Annotated in this window: 12 protein-coding genes and 1 pseudogene; 3 read left to right on the top strand and 10 right to left on the bottom strand. The window is 55.9% G+C overall.

Annotated elements, in window-relative coordinates:
* Positions 1-22 precede the first annotated feature (22 nt).
* Positions 23-895, top strand: a pseudogene (locus IEY11_RS15065) (PSP1 domain-containing protein); the annotation flags it as partial.
* A gap of 381 nt (positions 896-1276) precedes the next feature.
* Here IEY11_RS15065 and mfd read toward each other — a convergent pair.
* The 4 genes from mfd to IEY11_RS08265 form a co-directional block, all read right to left on the bottom strand.
* The gene (mfd, locus tag IEY11_RS08250) at positions 1277-4741 is read right to left on the bottom strand and encodes a transcription-repair coupling factor (RefSeq protein WP_188886277.1); all 3465 of its coding nucleotides are present in this window, start codon (positions 4739-4741) and stop codon (positions 1277-1279) included.
* Between the two features lie 218 nt (positions 4742-4959).
* On the bottom strand, positions 4960-5394 hold the full coding sequence (nifU, locus tag IEY11_RS08255) for a Fe-S cluster assembly scaffold protein NifU (RefSeq protein WP_118477998.1): 435 nt from the start codon (positions 5392-5394) through the stop codon (positions 4960-4962).
* 117 nt (positions 5395-5511) lie between these two features.
* Positions 5512-6753, bottom strand: coding sequence for a cysteine desulfurase family protein (locus IEY11_RS08260; protein ID WP_110435446.1), 1242 nt, complete (start codon positions 6751-6753; stop codon positions 5512-5514).
* A 230-nt stretch (positions 6754-6983) separates the two neighbouring features.
* A complete protein-coding gene (locus IEY11_RS08265) occupies positions 6984-7979 on the bottom strand; it encodes a putative ABC transporter permease (protein WP_188886278.1) in 996 nt (331 codons plus the stop codon).
* A 120-nt stretch (positions 7980-8099) separates the two neighbouring features.
* On the opposite strand from IEY11_RS08265, the gene IEY11_RS08270 reads away from it, so the two are divergent.
* Together IEY11_RS08270 and IEY11_RS08275 are read left to right on the top strand one after the other, a co-directional pair.
* Positions 8100-9278: an iron-containing alcohol dehydrogenase gene (locus tag IEY11_RS08270; RefSeq protein ID WP_119214608.1), complete on the top strand. Its 1179-nt coding sequence runs from the start codon at positions 8100-8102 to the stop codon at positions 9276-9278.
* A gap of 113 nt (positions 9279-9391) precedes the next feature.
* The gene (locus tag IEY11_RS08275) at positions 9392-10243 is read left to right on the top strand and encodes an AraC family transcriptional regulator (protein ID WP_119214609.1); all 852 of its coding nucleotides are present in this window, start codon (positions 9392-9394) and stop codon (positions 10241-10243) included.
* 274 nt (positions 10244-10517) lie between these two features.
* On the opposite strand, the gene IEY11_RS08280 is transcribed toward IEY11_RS08275, so the two are convergent.
* From IEY11_RS08280 to rimO, 6 genes are all read right to left on the bottom strand, one after another.
* Complete coding sequence (locus IEY11_RS08280; RefSeq protein WP_188886279.1) at positions 10518-12113, bottom strand: solute:sodium symporter family transporter; 1596 nt, start codon at positions 12111-12113, stop codon at positions 10518-10520.
* A 342-nt stretch (positions 12114-12455) separates the two neighbouring features.
* Positions 12456-13472 (bottom strand): sugar ABC transporter substrate-binding protein, encoded by a 1017-nt coding sequence (locus IEY11_RS08285; RefSeq protein ID WP_118564224.1) that lies wholly within the window; start codon positions 13470-13472, stop codon positions 12456-12458.
* Positions 13473-13674: 202 nt separating this feature from the next.
* Positions 13675-14568: a TIM barrel protein gene (locus tag IEY11_RS08290; protein ID WP_117751113.1), complete on the bottom strand. Its 894-nt coding sequence runs from the start codon at positions 14566-14568 to the stop codon at positions 13675-13677.
* A gap of 117 nt (positions 14569-14685) precedes the next feature.
* Complete coding sequence (locus IEY11_RS08295; RefSeq protein ID WP_118360053.1) at positions 14686-15813, bottom strand: Gfo/Idh/MocA family protein; 1128 nt, start codon at positions 15811-15813, stop codon at positions 14686-14688.
* Positions 15814-16175: 362 nt separating this feature from the next.
* Entirely contained in the window at positions 16176-16835 is a 660-nt protein-coding gene (gene pgsA / locus IEY11_RS08300; RefSeq protein ID WP_117751027.1) for a CDP-diacylglycerol--glycerol-3-phosphate 3-phosphatidyltransferase, read from the bottom strand.
* 6 nt (positions 16836-16841) lie between these two features.
* On the bottom strand, positions 16842-18176 hold the full coding sequence (rimO, locus tag IEY11_RS08305; RefSeq protein WP_188886280.1) for a 30S ribosomal protein S12 methylthiotransferase RimO: 1335 nt from the start codon (positions 18174-18176) through the stop codon (positions 16842-16844).
* Positions 18177-18323 lie beyond the last annotated feature (147 nt).

The raw sequence follows: 18323 nt of genomic DNA on the forward strand, positions 1-18323 counted from the left end.
CATCATACAGGAGGAAAACTTTTTGACAACAATAATCGGAGTTCGTTTCAAATCGAACGGAAAAATGTATTATTTCGACCCGCAGGGGCTGGAAATCGCACCCGGTACGGGTGTGATCGTCGAGACAGCACGCGGCGTGGAATACGGCGACTGCGTGCAGGGCAACACCGATGTGCCCGATCAGCAGGTCGTGCAGCCGCTCAAGCGCGTGGTCCGTGTGGCAACCGAGACCGATATGAAAACGCTCGAGCGCAACAAAAAGCGTGCCGATGAGGCGTTTATCATCTGCAAGCAGAAGATCGAGGACCGCGGTCTGGAAATGAACCTTGTCACCGCGGAATGCACCTTTGACATGAACAAGCTGCTGTTTTACTTCACCGCAGACGGTCGTGTGGACTTCCGCGAGCTGGTTAAGGACCTTGCGAGCGTGTTCCGTACCCGCATTGAGCTGCGCCAGATCGGCGTGCGCGATGAGGCGAAGATGATCGGCGGTCTGGGCTGCTGCGGCCGCGAGCTGTGCTGCAGCTCATATCTCGATGATTTCCATCCGGTCTCCATCAATATGGCAAAGGATCAGAACCTGTCGCTCAATCCGGCGAAGATTTCCGGTGTGTGCGGCCGTCTGATGTGCTGTCTCAAGTATGAGCACGAGGCCTACGCCGAGCTGCAGAAGGTCACGCCGCGTCAGGGCAGCGTGGTCGATACGCCGGAAGGCCGCGGCAAGGTAGTTTCCACCCAGATGCTGCGCGGCACCTGCAAGGTGCAGCTGGACGACAGTCCGGAGCACTCGCTGACCGAGTTCCAGTGCACGCAGTGCTGCATGGTAAAGGGTGCGTGCCGCAACCGTCAGAATGCCGCCGCTATGGCCGAGGAACGCCGTAAGCGCGAGGAGCAGGAGGATGCTGCCGCTCCCGCACCCAAAAAGGATGCACCGAAAAAGAGCGAGGCTCCGCATCAGAAGCCGCAGCAGCCGCGTCCGCCGCGCAAGCCTGCCCCGCAGCAGACTGCCGCAGACGAACTGCCCGAAGATGCTCAGAATGAGCTGTCTCCGGACGGTGAAGGTGCGCCGCGCCGTCGCCGCCGCAGAGGCGGAAGACGCCGCCGCAAGCCGAATGGCGAGAACGATGCTCCGGAACAGAATTCCGGCGAAGAATGAGAAAAAGAGCGAAACCGTATGGTTTCGCTCTTTTTTTGTGCAAATACAGCCGCTCCCCTGTCTGCAAGCTCAGTGAAGAAAATCGGCTTCAGTGAATCACGCTTTCTACCATTCTCCTGCTTATTTTGCCGTGGCAGCGTACTTATCAACCAGCGTCTGTGCCATTTCCATCGCCTTCTCGCCCTTATTCAGACGCAGCGACAGATACGGTGTCGAACCGGCATTGAGCAGCAGGCGGCCCTTGAATTCACTGTCGCCGCAGAGCGCGGACAGGCGCGCGAAATCGGTCTCGGAGAAAGTGAGCAGCAGTCGTCCGTCCTGCTGCTTGATCTCCGCAATCCCCTGCTCGCTGGCCTTGGCACGCAGCAGCGCGATATCCAGCAGCGCGATGGCCTCCGCAGGCGGCTCACCGAAGCGGTCGATCAGCTCATCGAGCATATCACTGCGCTGCTCGTCCGTTCGGATGAGCGCGATACGGCGGTACAGATCGACACGCTGACCTGCATCCGCAACATAATCGGCGGGAAGATTGGCAGAAATCAGCAGCTCGGCCGCACAATCGACACGCGGCTTGGGTGTTTCGCCCTTCTCCTCCTGCACAGCCTCTTCGAACAGCTTGAGGTACAGATCATAGCCGACGCTCATCATGTGGCCGGACTGCTCGGGACCAAGCACATTGCCGGCACCGCGAATTTCCAGATCACGCATGGCAATCTTGAAGCCCGAGCCGAACGCCGCGAACTCACGAATCGCACCCAGGCGCTTCTGCGCGATCTCACTGAGCGCCTTGCCATGCCGATAGCACAGGTACGCATACGCATGGCGCGACGAACGACCGACACGGCCGCGAATCTGGTGCAGCTGCGCCAGACCCATATTGTCTGCGTTCTCGATGATAAGCGTGTTCGCGTTCGGAATGTCAATACCGGTTTCAATAATCGTGGTGCAGACCAGAATATCAATCTCGCCGTCTGCCATCTCGTTCATAACCTTTGCAATCTCTTTCTGACCCATTTTACCGTGAACGATGCCGATTCGCGCATCCGGAAGCCGCTGCTGCCACATGTTCGCACATCGCTCGATGGACTCCACACGGTTGTGCAGGTAGTACGCCTGCCCGCCGCGTCCCAGCTCACGCCGGATGGCATCAAGCAGCACGCCGTCGTTCTGCTCAAGCACGAACGTCTGCACCGGATGACGGTTCTGCGGCGGCTCCTCGATGGAGGACATATCGCGGATACCGGACAGCGCCATGTTGAGCGTGCGCGGGATAGGCGTTGCCGACAGCGTGAGCACATCCACGTTTTTGCTCATTTCCTTGAGCGTTTCCTTGTGCCCGACGCCGAACCGCTGTTCCTCGTCCACGACGAGCAGACCGAGATCCTTGAACTTGATCTTTTTGTTGAACAGCTTGTGCGTGCCGATAACCAGATCGACCGAACCCGCCTCCAGCTTTTTGAGCAGCGCAGTCTGCTCCGAGCCGGTCTTGTAGCGCGTGAGCAGCTCGATCGTGATGGGATGACCCTGAAAACGCTGCATCGCGGTCAGATAATGCTGCCGCGCAAGTACGGTCGTCGGTACGAGGATCGCCGCCTGCTTGCCCGCGAGAATGCACTTCATCACGGCACGCAGCGCGACCTCGGTCTTGCCAAAGCCGACATCGCCGCACAGCAGGCGGTCCATCGGACGGTCGGACTGCATATCGTCCTTAATCTCGGCAATGCAGCGCAGCTGATCGTCGGTCTCCTCGTAGGGGAAATCCTCCTCGAACTCGCGCTGCCACGCGTCATCCTGCGGGAAGGCGTAGCCCTTGACCTTGGCGCGCTCGGCATACAGCTTGATGAGACCCTCGGCCAGCTCCTTTGCCGCCGCTTTGGCGCGTGCTTTCGCCTTGCTCCAGTCCACACCGCCGAGCTTGTTCAGCCGCACGCGCTCGTTGTCGCCGCCGCCGATGTATTTGGAGATGAGGTCGAGCGAAGTCGCCGGAACATACAGAAAATCCGTTCCCGCAAACGCAATTTTGATGAAATCGCGCTCGGAACCGTCCACCGTCATGCGCTCCATGCCGATAAACCGACCGATACCATGGTGCTCATGCACGACCAGATCACCCGGCGTCAGGTCGGTGTATGACTTCACCTTGTCACGGTTGGACTTCTTGACCTGCGTTTTCTTTCGCCGGGCAAGAACCTGTCCCTCGGTCATGACAACAAGGCCGAGATCGGGATACTCAAAACCGGCAGACAGCGTGCCCTCCATGATGTTGACGCAGCCGCCCTTGGGCAGCAGGTCGCTGATTTTTACGTTGAGACCGGTGTCGGTCAGCGCGTCCAGCATGTTCTGGCAGCGCAGCGCACTGCCGCACACGACCGCCACCGCGCGTCCCTGCTCGGTGTAGCTGCGGATGTCGGCAGACGCCATGTCGAGATTGCCGCCGTAGGCGTTCATCTGGTTGGCAATAAAGTTTTCCAGATGCTGCGGCGTCAGCTCGGCCACATTGTTGAGAAAGCTGTCCAGACGCAGAATCTGGCGTTTCATGCTGCATACGCCGACAAAATCGAGCGCATATTCTCCCAGATTCGGCGGCATTTCGCCGCGCTCGAGCAGCGCGGTTACGTCATCGGCTACACGCGCGTGGAAATCGCGGACAGCGTCACGCAGACGCGGCGTGTCCTCGATGATGACGATGGCATTTTCGGGCAGATAGTCGAACGCGGTCGCCATTTCGGGATAAATGAGCGGCATATACTTGTCCGCTGCGGGCAGCGAACCGGTCTCGCACAGACGTTCTGCGTCCCGTTCAAGGTTAGTCTGCAAATCCGCGTGCTGCTTCTTTCGGCGGGTCGAGGTGAGTGCCAGAACAGCCTTTGCCAGTCCTGCCGCACCGCCCTTCGCCAGTGCCGGAATGGATTCCATGCACGGCAGACAGCGCAGGCACTCGCACTGCTCCAATCGGCGCTGACTGCCGACGTCGAACGTGGAGATCGAGTCGATTTCATCATCCCAGAATTCCACGCGGTACGGGTGCTCCGCCTGCGGCGGAAACACATCGAGGATGCCGCCGCGAATGGAAAACTGACCGGTGCCTTCGACCTGTACACAGCGCTCGTAGCCTGCGCGCGTGAGCGACTGTGCCAGCTCATCCAGCGGCGCGGTTTCACCGGTGGCCAGCGACACGATTGCCGCCTTGAGTGCCTCCGGCGGCATGGTGCGCTGGGCTGCCGCCTGCACGGACGCAACCGCAAAATGCGCTTCCGTCAGCTCGTCCAGTGCTGCCAGACGGCGCTGCTCGTAGCCGCGCGACACACCGACTACATCCGCCATCACCAGCTCACGAGAGGGCAGCTGTACAATGTCACGCTCGGCAAAGCCGCGCAGGTCGGCGGCAAAGCGGTTCGCGGCGTTATCGTCATCGGTCAGCACCAGCACCGGACGGCCGGTGTCCAGACCCAGAGCCGCCGCGAGGTGCGCCTTATGGATGGCAGATAGACCGACCGCCAGCACCGGAGATTTGCCCTCATCAACGGCTTGTTTTAACTGTTTGTATTCTTTTAGATAAGTTATACTTTTTGTAATTTCGTTCAAGAGGTTCACCTCCCTTTCATAATGGAAAATGGAGGAGTTCGCCTGTAAAGGCGGTTATTTGAATAATTGCGCAAAGCAAGATACCAGCGCAGCGCGACTGAAGTCTGCGCAAGGATAGCGCTAATTCTCAATTCTCCATTCTTAATTATTGAGACACCAAAAGGGCAGATTTCTCAATCTGCCCTAATGTTATGCGTATTTTTTGCGAAATATGCGTGTTAGTCTGCCTTGTGGCAGGTCTCGCAGTCTGCATCGCAGCCGAGAATCTCAGACGGATCCTTGCCCAGACGCTTGTAATAGTCGGAAATTGCAGAGCGCAGCGCTTCCTCTGCCAGCACGGAGCAGTGCATCTTTACCGGCGGCAGACCGTCCAGAGCCTCAGCAACGGCCTTGTTGGTCAGCTTGAGCGCTTCCTCCAGGCTCTTGCCCTTTACCATCTCGGTAGCCATCGAGCTGGTTGCGATCGCTGCACCGCAGCCGAAGGTCTTGAACTTAACGTCCTCGATGATGCCGTCGTCCGACACCTTGAGGTAAATCTTCATAATATCGCCGCACTTTGCGTTGCCGACCTCGCCGACACCGTTTGCGTCCTCAATCTCGCCAACATTGCGCGGATGCGTAAAGTGGTCGAGCACCTTTTCACTGTACTGCATAAAATCTATCTCCTTTTTGTCCAATCAAATGAATATATTGCAGGAAAATCAATCGTAGGGCGCGACAACCCCGGCGCGCCGAGTCGTCGCGCCCTACGGGATACGTTTCCGTTTATCTTAATGTGCGTGCAGCTCGGTTGCAGCGGTCAGGTTAGGATGACCGTTCTCCCAAACCGGGCTCATCGAGCGCAGGGTCTTAACAACATCGGTAACCGTCTCGATGATATAATCAACGTCCTCCTCGGTGTTCTGTTCACCCAGGGTCAGGCGCAGAGAGCCGTGCGCGATCTCGTGCGGCAGACCGATCGCCATCAGAACATGAGACGGATCGAGCGAACCGGTGGAGCATGCCGAACCGGTGGAGCCGCATACGCCTGCGTTATCCAGTCGCAGGATCAGGCCCTCGCCCTCAATCGCCTCAAAGACGAACGAAGCGGTGCCCGGCAGACGGTTTACCGGATCGCCGGTATAGTGGGAGTACGGAATGTTCTCCATAATGCCCTTAACCAGCTTATCGGTCAGCTTCTTAACGTATCCCATCTTCTCGTCCAGACCTTCAACGGCCTCCTTCATCGCTGCTGCCAGACCGATGCAGCCTGCGGTATTCTCGGTGCCGGAAACCAGACCGCGCTCCTGACCGCCGCCGTATACCAGCGGCTCAAGGGTGATGCCCTTCTTCACATACAGCACGCCGGTGCCGCGCGGACCGCGGAACTTATGACCGGACAGAGACAGCATATCGATGCCCATCTCCTGCACGTCAATGTGCATATGACCGACAGCCTGAACCGCGTCGGTGTGGAACTTTGCGCCAACCGAATGTGCCAGTTCAGCAATCTGCTTGATCGGCTGAATCGTGCCGATCTCGTTGTTTGCCGCCATAACAGAAACCAGTGCGGTGTCCTCGGACAGCTCTGCTTTAAGCTGTTCAAGGTCTACACGGCCTTCCTTATCCACATTCAGATAGGTAACGCGGTAGCCCTCCTTCTCAAGCGCCTCGCAGGTGTAAAGCACTGCATGATGCTCGATCTTGGAGGTGATGATGTGCTTGCGGCCCTTGGAGGACGGACCGTGCATAAAGCCGCGAATCGCAAGGTTGTCCGCCTGCGAACCGCCGCCGGTGAATACAATCTCACCCGGTGCATAGTCGTTCTTCTCGTTTACCGGCTCTGCCGCGTTCAGGCACTTGCCGACAACAGTACGCGCATCGTTGAGCGCTTCCTTTGCCGCACGGCCGATGCGGTACAGAGATGACGGGTTGCCGTAGTTCTCGGTCAGCCACGGCTTCATAGCGTTGAACGCAGTTTCGGACATCGGGGTCGTCGCCGCGTTATCCGCATATACGAATCTCTTTTCCATAGTATATCTGCCTTTCTTTGTCCAAAAAGGTTGTCTTAAATACAAGCTGAACAGGCGGTTTTCGATACGCGAAAACCCGAGTAAAATGATAGGTTCAGCGGGTACTACTAATATACACCCGAAACGGGTATTTTAGCAAGTGAAAAACTGACGAAACAGCAAGCATATCCTGCTGCATTTTGCATTAGTTTGTGCATTTTGTGTAGTTTTATAAGAAAGTTAGCTGCGTTTTACCGGTGCGTGTGTGTATCGAGGCGTTTTTTCAGCCGTTCGAGCACCTCAGTGTAACGCTCGGAGCGGGCGGTCGGGTTGCCGCGCAGCAGGCTCTTGCGGGTGCGGCCGAGTGCGGCTGCCCGCTCGTCAAAGCGGCGCTGCAGCTCGTCGAGCTTAGCCTGCAGCTGCTCGCGTGCAGCTGCGGTCTGCGCCCTGCGCTCATCGGAGCGCATTTCATGCACGGCGGCAAGCTGTTCCTTCGCATCGTCCATTTTTTCGGAGAGCTGCGCTTTCGCGTCGGCAAGCTGTTCCTTCGCATCATCTATTTTCTCGGAGAGCTGCGCCTTCGCCTCGCCCACCTTCTCGGTGAACTCGCCGTGTGCTTCCTCCACGCGGTAGGACAGGTTGGTCAGACCGACAAGCGCAGTCTCGGACAGCTGCTGACGCAGCTCGGCTCCCTGCTCGCGCAGACGGTCGAGTTCCTCGAGCACCTTGGCGAGATCGAGTGCGCTGCGTACGGATACGATCACATCGCTGATAAATGCCGCCGAAAACAGAACGTCGATCACAATCAACCCGATAAACGGCAGACCGAGCACCAGCTTTTCAATCGGCGGATGAATGACGCTCGTCAGGATCAGGCCGAGAAAGCCCCAGCACAGTGACGAGCGCAGGCAGACATAGCCCTGAAACTGGAATCTCTGCTTGGAGTAATCCCAGTATTTTACCTTGAATATCTTTTCCATCACCACGCCGACGATGTATTCAAACACGGTCGCCGCGATCATGCTCGCCAGATACAGCCACACCGGATGCTGCTTTAACGGCAGAGAAACATGCAGCAGGATCACGGCGCCGAAGCCGTAAATCGGCAGCATGGGGCCGCGCAGGAAGCCGCGGTTGACCAGTCTGCGCTGTCCTACCGAGACCACGGTGGACTCAAAGCACCAGCCGAGCATACAGTACAGGTAGAAAACCAGCAGCCACTGGGCGGCGGAATAACTGTAATACACGCTCTCACTCCTCACGATTCGGATTTCGTATTTATCTATTTTATCGAATTTTTTGACTTTTTGCAAGGGGAACGATATAATAGAATCATACTATTTTAATAGGAAGGGCAGGAACGCCTAATGCTGAATTTTAATCTGCACACCACGACTGAGATTGTATTTGGTAAAGATATTGAGGAACAGATCGGCCCGCGTCTGAAAGAGCTGGGAGTGCACCGCATTTTAGTGCACTTCGGCGGCTCGAGCGCACGCACGACCGGTCTGCTGGACCGTGTAGAAAAGAGCCTGTTTGCGGCGGGTCTTGCCTTTGTTGAACTGGGCGGTGTATCGCCGAACCCGAAGGTATCGCTTGTCCGCAAGGGCATTGCACTGGCAGAGCGAGAGGGCATCGACTTTGTACTGGCAGTCGGCGGCGGCTCGGTAATCGACTCGGCAAAGGCCATCGCCATGGGCGTTGCCACCAAAACCGATCCGTGGCAGTTTGCATCCACCGGCACAAAGCCGGATACCACGCTGCCGGTCGGCACTGTGCTGACGCTGGCAGCCTCTGGCTCGGAAAGCAGCAACTCCTGCGTACTCACCAACGAGGAGACCAAGGAGAAGCGCGGTATCACGAGCGAGACCAACCGTCCGCTCATCAGCTTCCTTGATCCGGAGAACACCTATACCGTGTCCAAATTCCAGACCGGCTGCGGCATTGTGGACATCATGATGCACACGCTCGAGCGTTACCTCACGCCGGAAGGCGGCGAAAGCGACATTACCGACCGCATTGCCGAGGGTCTGCTCATTGCCGTGCGCGATGCCGGCCGCCGGGCAATCGCTAATCCGCGCGACTACGAAGCCCGCGCTTCCCTGATGTGGGCGGGCAGCGTTTCACATAACGATTACACCGGCTGCGGCCGCAAGCGCCTGTTCCCGGTGCATAAGCTCGAGCATGAGCTGTCCGCGTTCCGCGATGAGATTGCACACGGTGCCGGTCTGTCCGTGCTGTTCCCTGCCTGGGCGCTGTACGAAATGAAGAACGATTTTCCGCGCTTTGCTCAGCTGGCGAACCGCGTATTTGGCGTGGAGATGGATTTCCATCATCCCGAGCGCACCGCGCGCGAAGGCATCCTGACCATGAAGCGCTTCTTTGAGGAGATCGGCATGCCGACGCATCTGACGCAGCTGGGCATCAAGCCGGAAAATTACGCACAGCTGGCAGCGAATACCGTCCGCACGGTCAAGGGTCCGGTCAAGAGCTATTCCGCACTTGATGAACAGGCTATCATCGAGATTTATAAGCTGGCGGAGTAAAACCGCCTGTGACAAAGGCAGCGCAATAAGCGTAACAGCTGCGAAGGGAAGGCTGTGCAGCAGCCGCCCCCTGTATCTCATCGCTATCGAGAACAAATGAAAGCAGGGATTTTATGCAAATTGTAGATACCGGCGTACTGACCCCATCCTTCATGGACTTCTCACTGCCGTCCGAATTTGCGAAAAGCGCGCTGTATTACTGCCCGCAGTTCGGTCAGTTCATCTGTAACAGAGATTACCGGATCGAACGAAACAGCATTGACCAATACCTGCTGATCTACATCAACAGCGGTTCGCTCTGCATCCGCACAGACGGTATGACCGCTGAGGCGCATGAGGGCGAAATAGCGCTGTTCGACTGCCGCAAGCCGCACTGCTACTGGTGTCCGGACAAGGTTGACTTCTACTGGTTTCACTTCAACGGTGCAAGCAGCAAGCAGTACACCGAATATCTGACCGAGCGCTTTGGCCTTGTGCACGAAAAGCAGCCGATGCTGTCGCTCAAGGACCAGTTCCGCACGGTTGTGCACTCGGCGCAGTACGGCATGAGCACGCAGTTTGCCTCCATGAACGAGCACCAGATTTCCATTGCCGTCCACAGCATTCTGGGCGGTCTGGCATCGCAGACCGTGCGAACCACCGTCATCAGCGAGCTGCTTGCACCGGCACTGGCGTACATTCACGGTCATTTTGCCGATGACATTTCGCTGAACGACCTTGCCGAGATGTGCGGCATCAGCAAATCCCACTTTATCCGCAGCTTCAAGCGATACGTCGGCTGTACGCCGCATGAGTATCTGCTGCAGTACCGTCTGCGTCAGTCCAAGCGTCTGCTGCTGTCCAGTGACCTGACCGTTGAGCAGATTGCCGAGGACTGCGGCTTCAACAGTGCGTCGCACTTTGCGCGGGCATTCCGGCAGGAAACGGATATTTCACCAACGGCGTTCCGGGCAATTTCCTTCTAAACGCACAAAAAAGACAGACCGCAAAACGGTCTGTCTTTTCTTCTTGTAAATCGTAATTCCGGCTGTCCGCAATGTGCTTCGTGCGGTAGCACGCATTCAATCGAATTTGCGAAGCAAATTCATAAAAAGGCGGGGCGTGTACGCGCAGCGCGACCGAGAAGTCGCGCAAGGATAGCGCCTGCCTTTTTATACAAGGGACGAAAAAATGTGTCCGCAGGACGCGGTTTTTCGTCGAAATTCGATTGAAACCGTGATTTCAATCGAGGCGAAGCCTTTAGCCGCCCAGACCCAGAGGAGAGAACAGCACATAAATGCCAACCAGCAGGATGAACGTAACTGCAATGACCGGCTTGCGGTACTTCCACGGGGTCATATCAACAACCTCAAGATCAGGCAGTACATAGGCTTCCTTGCGCGGTGCAGCCTTGGTCAGAATCGCCATCAGGATCAGGTCAATTACGAATGCGCCTACTTCAAAGTACAGGAAGTGGAACGGCAGAAGGTTCATCATCAGGCCATAGCATACGATATGGACAATGATGGCAGCCTTCGGTGCGAAGCTCGGCATGCGCGGCGCCAGAATACCCATAACAACGATGGCCAGAACCGGAACGCCGTAGTAACCCCACATCTGGTTGAGGAAGGTGCTGATGCCGGCCGGCAGATACAGCAGGAACGGTGCGATAATAATGGATGCCAGACACAGCACGATGCCGAAACGCTTTGCCATGGTGATCAGCTGCGCGTCCGTGCGCTTCTTCTTGGAGATAACCGGAAGGATGTCCAGAGTAAACAGCGTCATGGAGCTGTTCAGTACCGAGTTAAAGGAGGACAGGATCGCACCGAACATGACTGCTGCAAAGAAGCCCAGTACCGGAGTCGGCAGGATGTCCTTGATCAGAGACGGGTACGCCATATCGAAGTCGGTCAGTACGCCGCCGTCACGGATGAACTGGATAACGCCGGGCGCTACCAGAAAGATCGGGCAGAATACGCAGGTAAGACCGGTCAGCAGAGAGCCCTTCTGTGCTTCCTTCAGGTTCTTAGCGCCGAGTACGCGCTGCATGATGGACTGGTTAGTGCACCAGTAAGAGATGTGGTTGATACCACAGCCAAGTACGATCATCGGCCACGGAATGTACGGCGGCTGTGCGTCAGCAGGCTGGATTGCATTCAGGTGCTCCGGAGAGGATGTAGCGAAAATGCGGATGCCTTCTGCGATGCTGCCGTCGCCCAGTGCAATAAATGCCAGAACCGGGATCAGGATGACCGCGCCGATGATAAAGATAATGCCATTCAGAGAGTCCGATACGGCTACGGCCTTCAAGCCGCCGAAGATTGCATAGATACCGCCGATTATGCCGAGTGCAACGCACATTACGGTGGTTGCCATGAAACGGTTGCCGCCCATCAGTGCGGTAATGCCGAAGATACGCTCCATCGCTACCGAGCCTGCGTACAGCACCAGCGGCAGCATGGTTACAATATAAGCGACAAGGAAAATGAACGATACAATGACGCGGGTTGCGCGGTCAAAGCGGCTTTCCAGAAATTCCGGGATAGTGGAAATGCCGAGCTTGAAATACTTCGGGATGAAGAACAGTGCCATCAGCGTCAATGCGATCGGGCACATGGTCTCCCAGCCCATTGCAGTCATGCCGGCTGCATAGCCCTGACCGTTGCGGCCTACCAGCTGCTCCGCAGAAAGGTTGGTCATCATCAGAGAACCAAAGATAACCAGACCGCTCAGGCTTCGGCCTCCAAGGAAGTAACCGTCTTTGCTGGTCTCGTCCGTTCCCTTGGTTTTAAGCCAGCTTACGAATGCCACCGCTACAGTGACAAGCACAAATGAACCCAGTGTAAATACCATTTTTTAAACCCCTCTTGTTTGCTGTGTAAATACGCTGCCATGGGTGTTTTCAGCAGCGTGTCCCTCTTTTTCTCTGCAGTCTGCAGGATAATCCGTATAGAATTGCTAATTTTGTCTATCTCATCCAACTTCATTCCATAGCAATGCCCCCTAATCCTGCTTGGGCAGGAGCAGGGGGCACCACCATATAGAGAAATAGAATGAGAGAAAGGATCTTTGAAATTTGCGTTTATCCATTACGGATTGGCAGAACGTTGGAGCGTTTTCCTGCCGATCCGGAGAGAGGATCTTTTACGCGTGAACATTATCGCACAATCTGCGTTTGTGCGGAATGCAGTTTTCTTAGTGGAGCTGCGTCTTCAGGGTATCCAGGCGCTCCTGCGCGTTGTCCGGGGTAACTACGTCAGAACCAGAGTCAACGAACTCGTCAACGGTCTCGCCGTCCAGAACCTGAACCATGGTCTCAACAGCCTTGTAGCCCATCTCGTAAGCCATCTGGGCGACAGACATCGTCATCTGGCCGGCCAGGATTGCTTCACAAGCAGCGCGGTCACCATTGAAGCCGAGGAAGATGGTGTTCTTGTATGCGTCATGGCCCTGCGCTGCACGGGCTGCTGCCATAGCCATATCGTCGTTGTTTGCGCAAATGATTGCGATGCCTTCCGGATGTGTCTGCATGATAGCTTCCATAGCGGTGGTAGCGCGGTCAGCAGTTGCGTCTGCGTACTGTACTTCGTCGCTCAGGAAGGTGCCGCCTGCTTCTTCAACGCCAGCCTTGTAGCCGTTCATGCGAGCGGTGTTGGTCTGGTCGCCCTGTACGCCTGCGATCTCAATGCACTTGATATCGGTCCAGCCGGCAGCCTTGGCAGCCTCTACAGCAGCCTCGCCGCCCTTCTTGGCAGCAGCTTCGTTGCCGGTACCTACGAAGGACTTAACCTCCGGTGCCGTGAAGTTGGTGTCGATAGCAACAATCGGCAGCTTGGTGCCGCTGACGAGCTGCGCCGCAGTATCCGACTGCAGCGGAGAGATAATAACGCCGTCATAGCTGCCGGAGCTGAGGTCGGTCTCGATCATGTTCTGCATTTCGTCGAACGCTGTCTCAGAGCTTGGCCCCTTAACCTCTACCGTAACCTTGTCCGAATGCTCGGAAGCATAGTCCTCAGCGCCCGACTTTACATACTGCCAGTACTCGGCCGCCAGGGTCTTCAGGATAACGCTGACCTTGTAGCTGCCGCCGGAAGCGGATGCGCCACCGTCATTACTGCTGCCATCGGTCGAGGCAGAATTGCCGCCGCATGCGGTCATCGACAATGCCATCGCGCCTGCCAGCAACATCGCTAACACTCTCTTCTTATTCATAATTTTTCTCCTCTCTTTTTTCCGGGACCTGCTCTCTCAGCGCCCTTTTACGCTTGTGTATTTCACACTTGCGTGTACTCTTTATCAGCAGTCCCTCTTGATTTTCTGTTGGATGAAATTCAAGAGGGACCGGATAACAAAATAATGAAAACGGGAATAGTGTAGATGCGATTGTAAAATGGGTATTGCGATTACTATTTCATTAGAAACCCGCCTTGCGGAGGTTCTCACGACCAATGGTCGCCTTTTCGAGCGGTACGTCGAAGGACTTTACCGGGAACAGGTCCTGCTCTACGACGCACCAGCCGTCGTAGCCGCACTCGTCGAGTGCCTTATGCATTGCAGCGAAGTCAATGCTGCCCTTGCCCGGCTCAACCATGATATCCTCGGTAACAGCCTTGGCAAAAGACCACTTGTTTTCGTCCATCTTAGCCTTGACTGCCAGATCGCAGTCCTTGAAGTGGATGTACGGAATGCGCTTCGCCCACTTCTTGTAGAAGGAAATCGGCTCGCCGCCGCCGTATACATGGTGACCGGTATCGAAGCACAGATCTACATTGGTGTCGTTCAGGAAGCGCTCGATCTGCTCCTCAGTCTGAACGTGGCTGTCAACATGCGGGTGGAACAGACCGATAAAGCCGTTCGCTGCGCAGCGGTCCGCGCACTTCTGCACGTTCTTGCAGTAGGTAGCCCACTCCTCGTCGGTCAGCTCCGGGTTCATCTCCAGCTCACCGGTAGCGAGGTTGGTGTACATCGGAGGCAGCAGAACGATATACTTTGCGCTCGGGAAAGCCTTCAGCAGCTTGGAGATATCGTCGATGTCCTTGAGCATGCCTTCAACAGCCGCGTCATCAAGGAAGTTGCCGCCCTCGGTAGCGCCTACCAGAGTCAGGCCGCGTGCGTCCATTGCGTTCTTGAGCACCTTGGGATCGTCGTTCGGCATGTAGCCCCACGGACCAATCTCGCAGCCCTCGTAGCCGGCAACCTTCATTTCGTCCAGGCAGCGCCACCACTGGGGCTGCTTTGCATTGTTCGGATCGCTTGCCGGGAACCATACACCCCAGGAGTCCGGTGCAATACCAATCTTGATAGCCATAATTATATCCTCCCTGTCAAATTATTCAGGAAAATGTTACGCCTTTCCGATCTCGGCGGGATCGCTCCCGCCGGAGACCGTTTCGGCATTATGTTTTAATTGATGTAAGCGGACAACTTACTTAACGTCAACCCACTCGTGAGTCTTGGAGGACTCGATAACAGCAGCTACGGTGCGGTCGATCTTGTAGCCGAACTCGAAGTCGGTTACATAGTCAGCGCCATTGGTGATAGCGTCGAACAGAGCGTGAACCTCGAGGATCTTCATGTCGTTGTAAGCGATGGAGATACCGCCTGCCGGCTGGAATGCGGAGTAGCCCTTCATCAGCGGGTTGAGCAGTACGGTGCGGAAGCCGCGGTCGCGCTCGTTGTCAGACTGGAAGTAAACCTGAACTTCGCCCATGCGCTCCAGATCGTAACGAACAGAACCCTTGGTGCCCTGAATCTCGTAGGTCAGGTAGTTCTTGCGGCCGGTAGCAACACGAGAGCAAGCAATCTGGCCGATAGCGCCGTTAGCATACTCAGCCATGAAGGTCATGATGTCTTCGTTCTCAACATCAACCATCTCGGTGGAGCCTGCAGACTTCGGACGCTTCGGGAATACGGTGGTAGCAACTGCGTTTACCTTGGTGATGTCGCCCATGATGAACTGAGAAATGGACAGCAGGTGGGAACCGAGGTCGCCCAGAGCACCGCAGCCAGCCAGCTTGTTGATGTGGCGCCAGGTAATCGGGAGGGACTCGTCGAGCAGCTGGTCCTGATCGTAGGTGCCGGTAAAGCGCATGATCTTGCCGAGAGCGCCGGACTGAACCAATTCACGAACGTAAGCGTTTGCCGGGTTCTGGGTGTTGTTGAAGCCAACGTAGTTGACTACGCCCTTCTTGGCAGCCAGCTCAGCCAGCTCTCTGGACTCCTCAGCGGAGATGGACAGCGGCTTCTCGCAGTATACGTTCTTGCCGTTCTCCAGGGCAGCCTTAGCAACTACATAGTGAAAAGCGTTCGGGGTAGCGATATCAACCAGGTCTACGTTCGGGTCGGTAACTACATCGTGCCAATCGGTGGAGATGCGCTTGAAGCCGATCTTCTTCTGAGCGGACTTTGCAGCCTCTTCGTTAGCGTCAGCTACGATCTCGAAGGATGCGGTGCCGTAGTCAGGGCCAAACAGCATCTCAGCGTCAGCCAGTGCAGAGGAATGAGCCTTGCCCATCCAGCCGGAACCTACCAGACCAATACGGATTTCTTTCATGATAATTTCCTCCTTGACATTTAAGTCTTAGACATACTCTTTTCACGATTTACCAGAAGTTTTTGTTTTGTTTTAACTTTCGGTGTTTTCGTTTGTTTGACTATATTATAGCCGCGAATGGGTTATGTCACAATGCACTGCGTAACTCTGTTCTATACAAAAATTACTCTTTTATTTCCCCTCTTGTACAGCTTGCACAGAGCCGGATGTGTGCGTTTGCACACCTTGAACGAATACCGATTTAGCGTAGAAAAGTCTTTCAAAATAAGAATATTTTCACATTTATCCTGTTCCCGCACCAGAGGAAATATAAAAAAGAGGTGCACCGAAGTGCACCTCTGAGGCTGAAACAGTATGCGGTTTTACTTTGCCTTTACCGCGCCGTCCTTGATGAGATCCCAGTTCTTCTTGAGATAATCATAGCCGGAGTAAATGGTAACCAGCGTTACCACCCAGCCGACGATGGTCAGCAGCAGCGGCATACCATCCGCATGAGGGATGAACATAACAGCGGTAACACCATCGCCGTCCGCGAAAGCGATACCGTTTGCCAGCGCACCCATGATGATATAATACAGATAAATGACGATGATGCCGCCAATCTGCACACAGGTCTTGACCTTGCCCGTCCACGTTGCGGCCATAACAACGCCCTTATTGGCTGCAACCACGCGCAGAGACGTGATGATCAGCTCACGCGCGAGGATAACGCAGACCATCCAGCCTGCCATCGCCTTCTGCTCTACGAACAGGATGAGCGCGGACGCTACGAGCAGCTTATCGGCCAGCGGATCGACAAATTTGCCGAAATCCGTCACCTGATTGTACTTTCGCGCCACATAGCCGTCCAGAAAATCCGTGAACGATGCCACGCAGAACAGCACGAGCGCGATGACCGTGCTGGTCGGGAACGCGGCGAGATACCGGGTCTCATCGATGATCAGCATGGGCTGCGCCGCAAAATAGATGAAAAACGGAATCATCGCAATGCGGGTCAGCGTGATTTTATTTGCGGTTGTCATAGGAAATTATGCCTCCTTCTGACGGACACCGAGTAGGTCGGGTCCAAGGCTTTCGGTGATGAGAACGGACACGAACTCGCCTTCCGCCGGTTCGTTATCCGCCGCGTCAAAGTAGACGTGGCCGTCTACCTCGACCGAATCCGCGTAGGTACGGCCATACCACAGGCCCTGCTCCTCGTCAAAGCCCTCGCAGAGCACCTGCATGACCTCACCGTGGCGGGAGGTATTGTAGTCGTCGAGCACACCGGACTGCAGCTCTTCGACGATCAGACGGCGGTTCTGCTTGGTCTCGTCGTCGATCTGGTCGGGCAGCTCTGCGGCCTCCGTGCCTTCCTCCGGCGAATACTCGAACACACCGACACGCTCAATGCCGACATTCTGCAGGAACTCACACAGCTCGGCAAACTCGTCCTCGGTCTCGCCCGGCAGACCGACGATCAGGCTTGTACGCAGTACAAGACCCGGAATACGCTCGCGCATATCCTCGATCAGCCTGGTAAATTCCGCGCCGTCACCCGGACGGTGCACGGCACGCAGAATGCGCTTAGAGACATGCTGCAGCGGAATATCCAGATACTTTACGATTTTCGGCTCATCCGCAATCACGTCGATCAGCTCGTCCGTAATCTGGTCGGGATAGAGATAGTGCAGACGAATCCAGGTAAAGTCCATCTTGCACAGCTCGCGGAGCAGCTCGGGCAGCAGACGCTTATGCTCGGGCAGGTCCATACCGTACTTGGTGATGTCCTGCGCGATGACGATCAGCTCCTTAACGCCTGCGTCAGAGAGCGCACGCGCTTCCTCGAGCAGCGATGCCATCTCACGGCTGCGGTAACGGCCGCGCAGCTTGGGGATGATACAGTACGCGCAGGTGTTCGAGCAGCCCTCCGCAATCTTAAAGTATGCGGTGTACGAGGGTGTCAGGCGGTCACGGCTGCCGTCGAGTGCAGCAGAGGTCATATCGGCCATGTACGCCGCCTGCTGCCCCTTGAGCGCCGCATTGGCCGCGTCCACGATGTCATCATAGCTGCCCGTTCCGCAGAATACGTCGATCTCGGGCAGCTCAGCGCGCATCTCGTCAGCATAGCGCTGCACCAGACAGCCGGTCACGACCAAGCCCTTCATATTGCCGGTCTGCTTATTCTGGGCGGTCTCCAGAATGGTTTCGATAGCCTCGGTCTTAGCGGCTTCGATGAAGCCGCAGGTGTTGACAACGCCAACGTCTGCTTCGGTCATATCCTCGGTGATCTCCCAGCCTGCGTCCCGCAGCCGGGCCAGCATGTGCTCGCTGTCCACGAGGTTTTTCGCGCAGCCGAGCGAAATAAGTCCTAATTTCGGCATGAGATTCTCCTTCTTGTCCACATTATTATTCTATTTTATTATACCGCACAATTTCGGGTTTGTCACCACTGACTGACGGAAATTTTGGCATAGAAAAAGACGCAGAGCAAACACTCTGCGTCTTTGGAATTGCTTGATTGCAAGCAG

Source organism: Butyricicoccus faecihominis, assembly GCF_014648015.1.
GTDB lineage: Bacteria > Bacillota > Clostridia > Oscillospirales > Butyricicoccaceae > Agathobaculum > Agathobaculum butyriciproducens.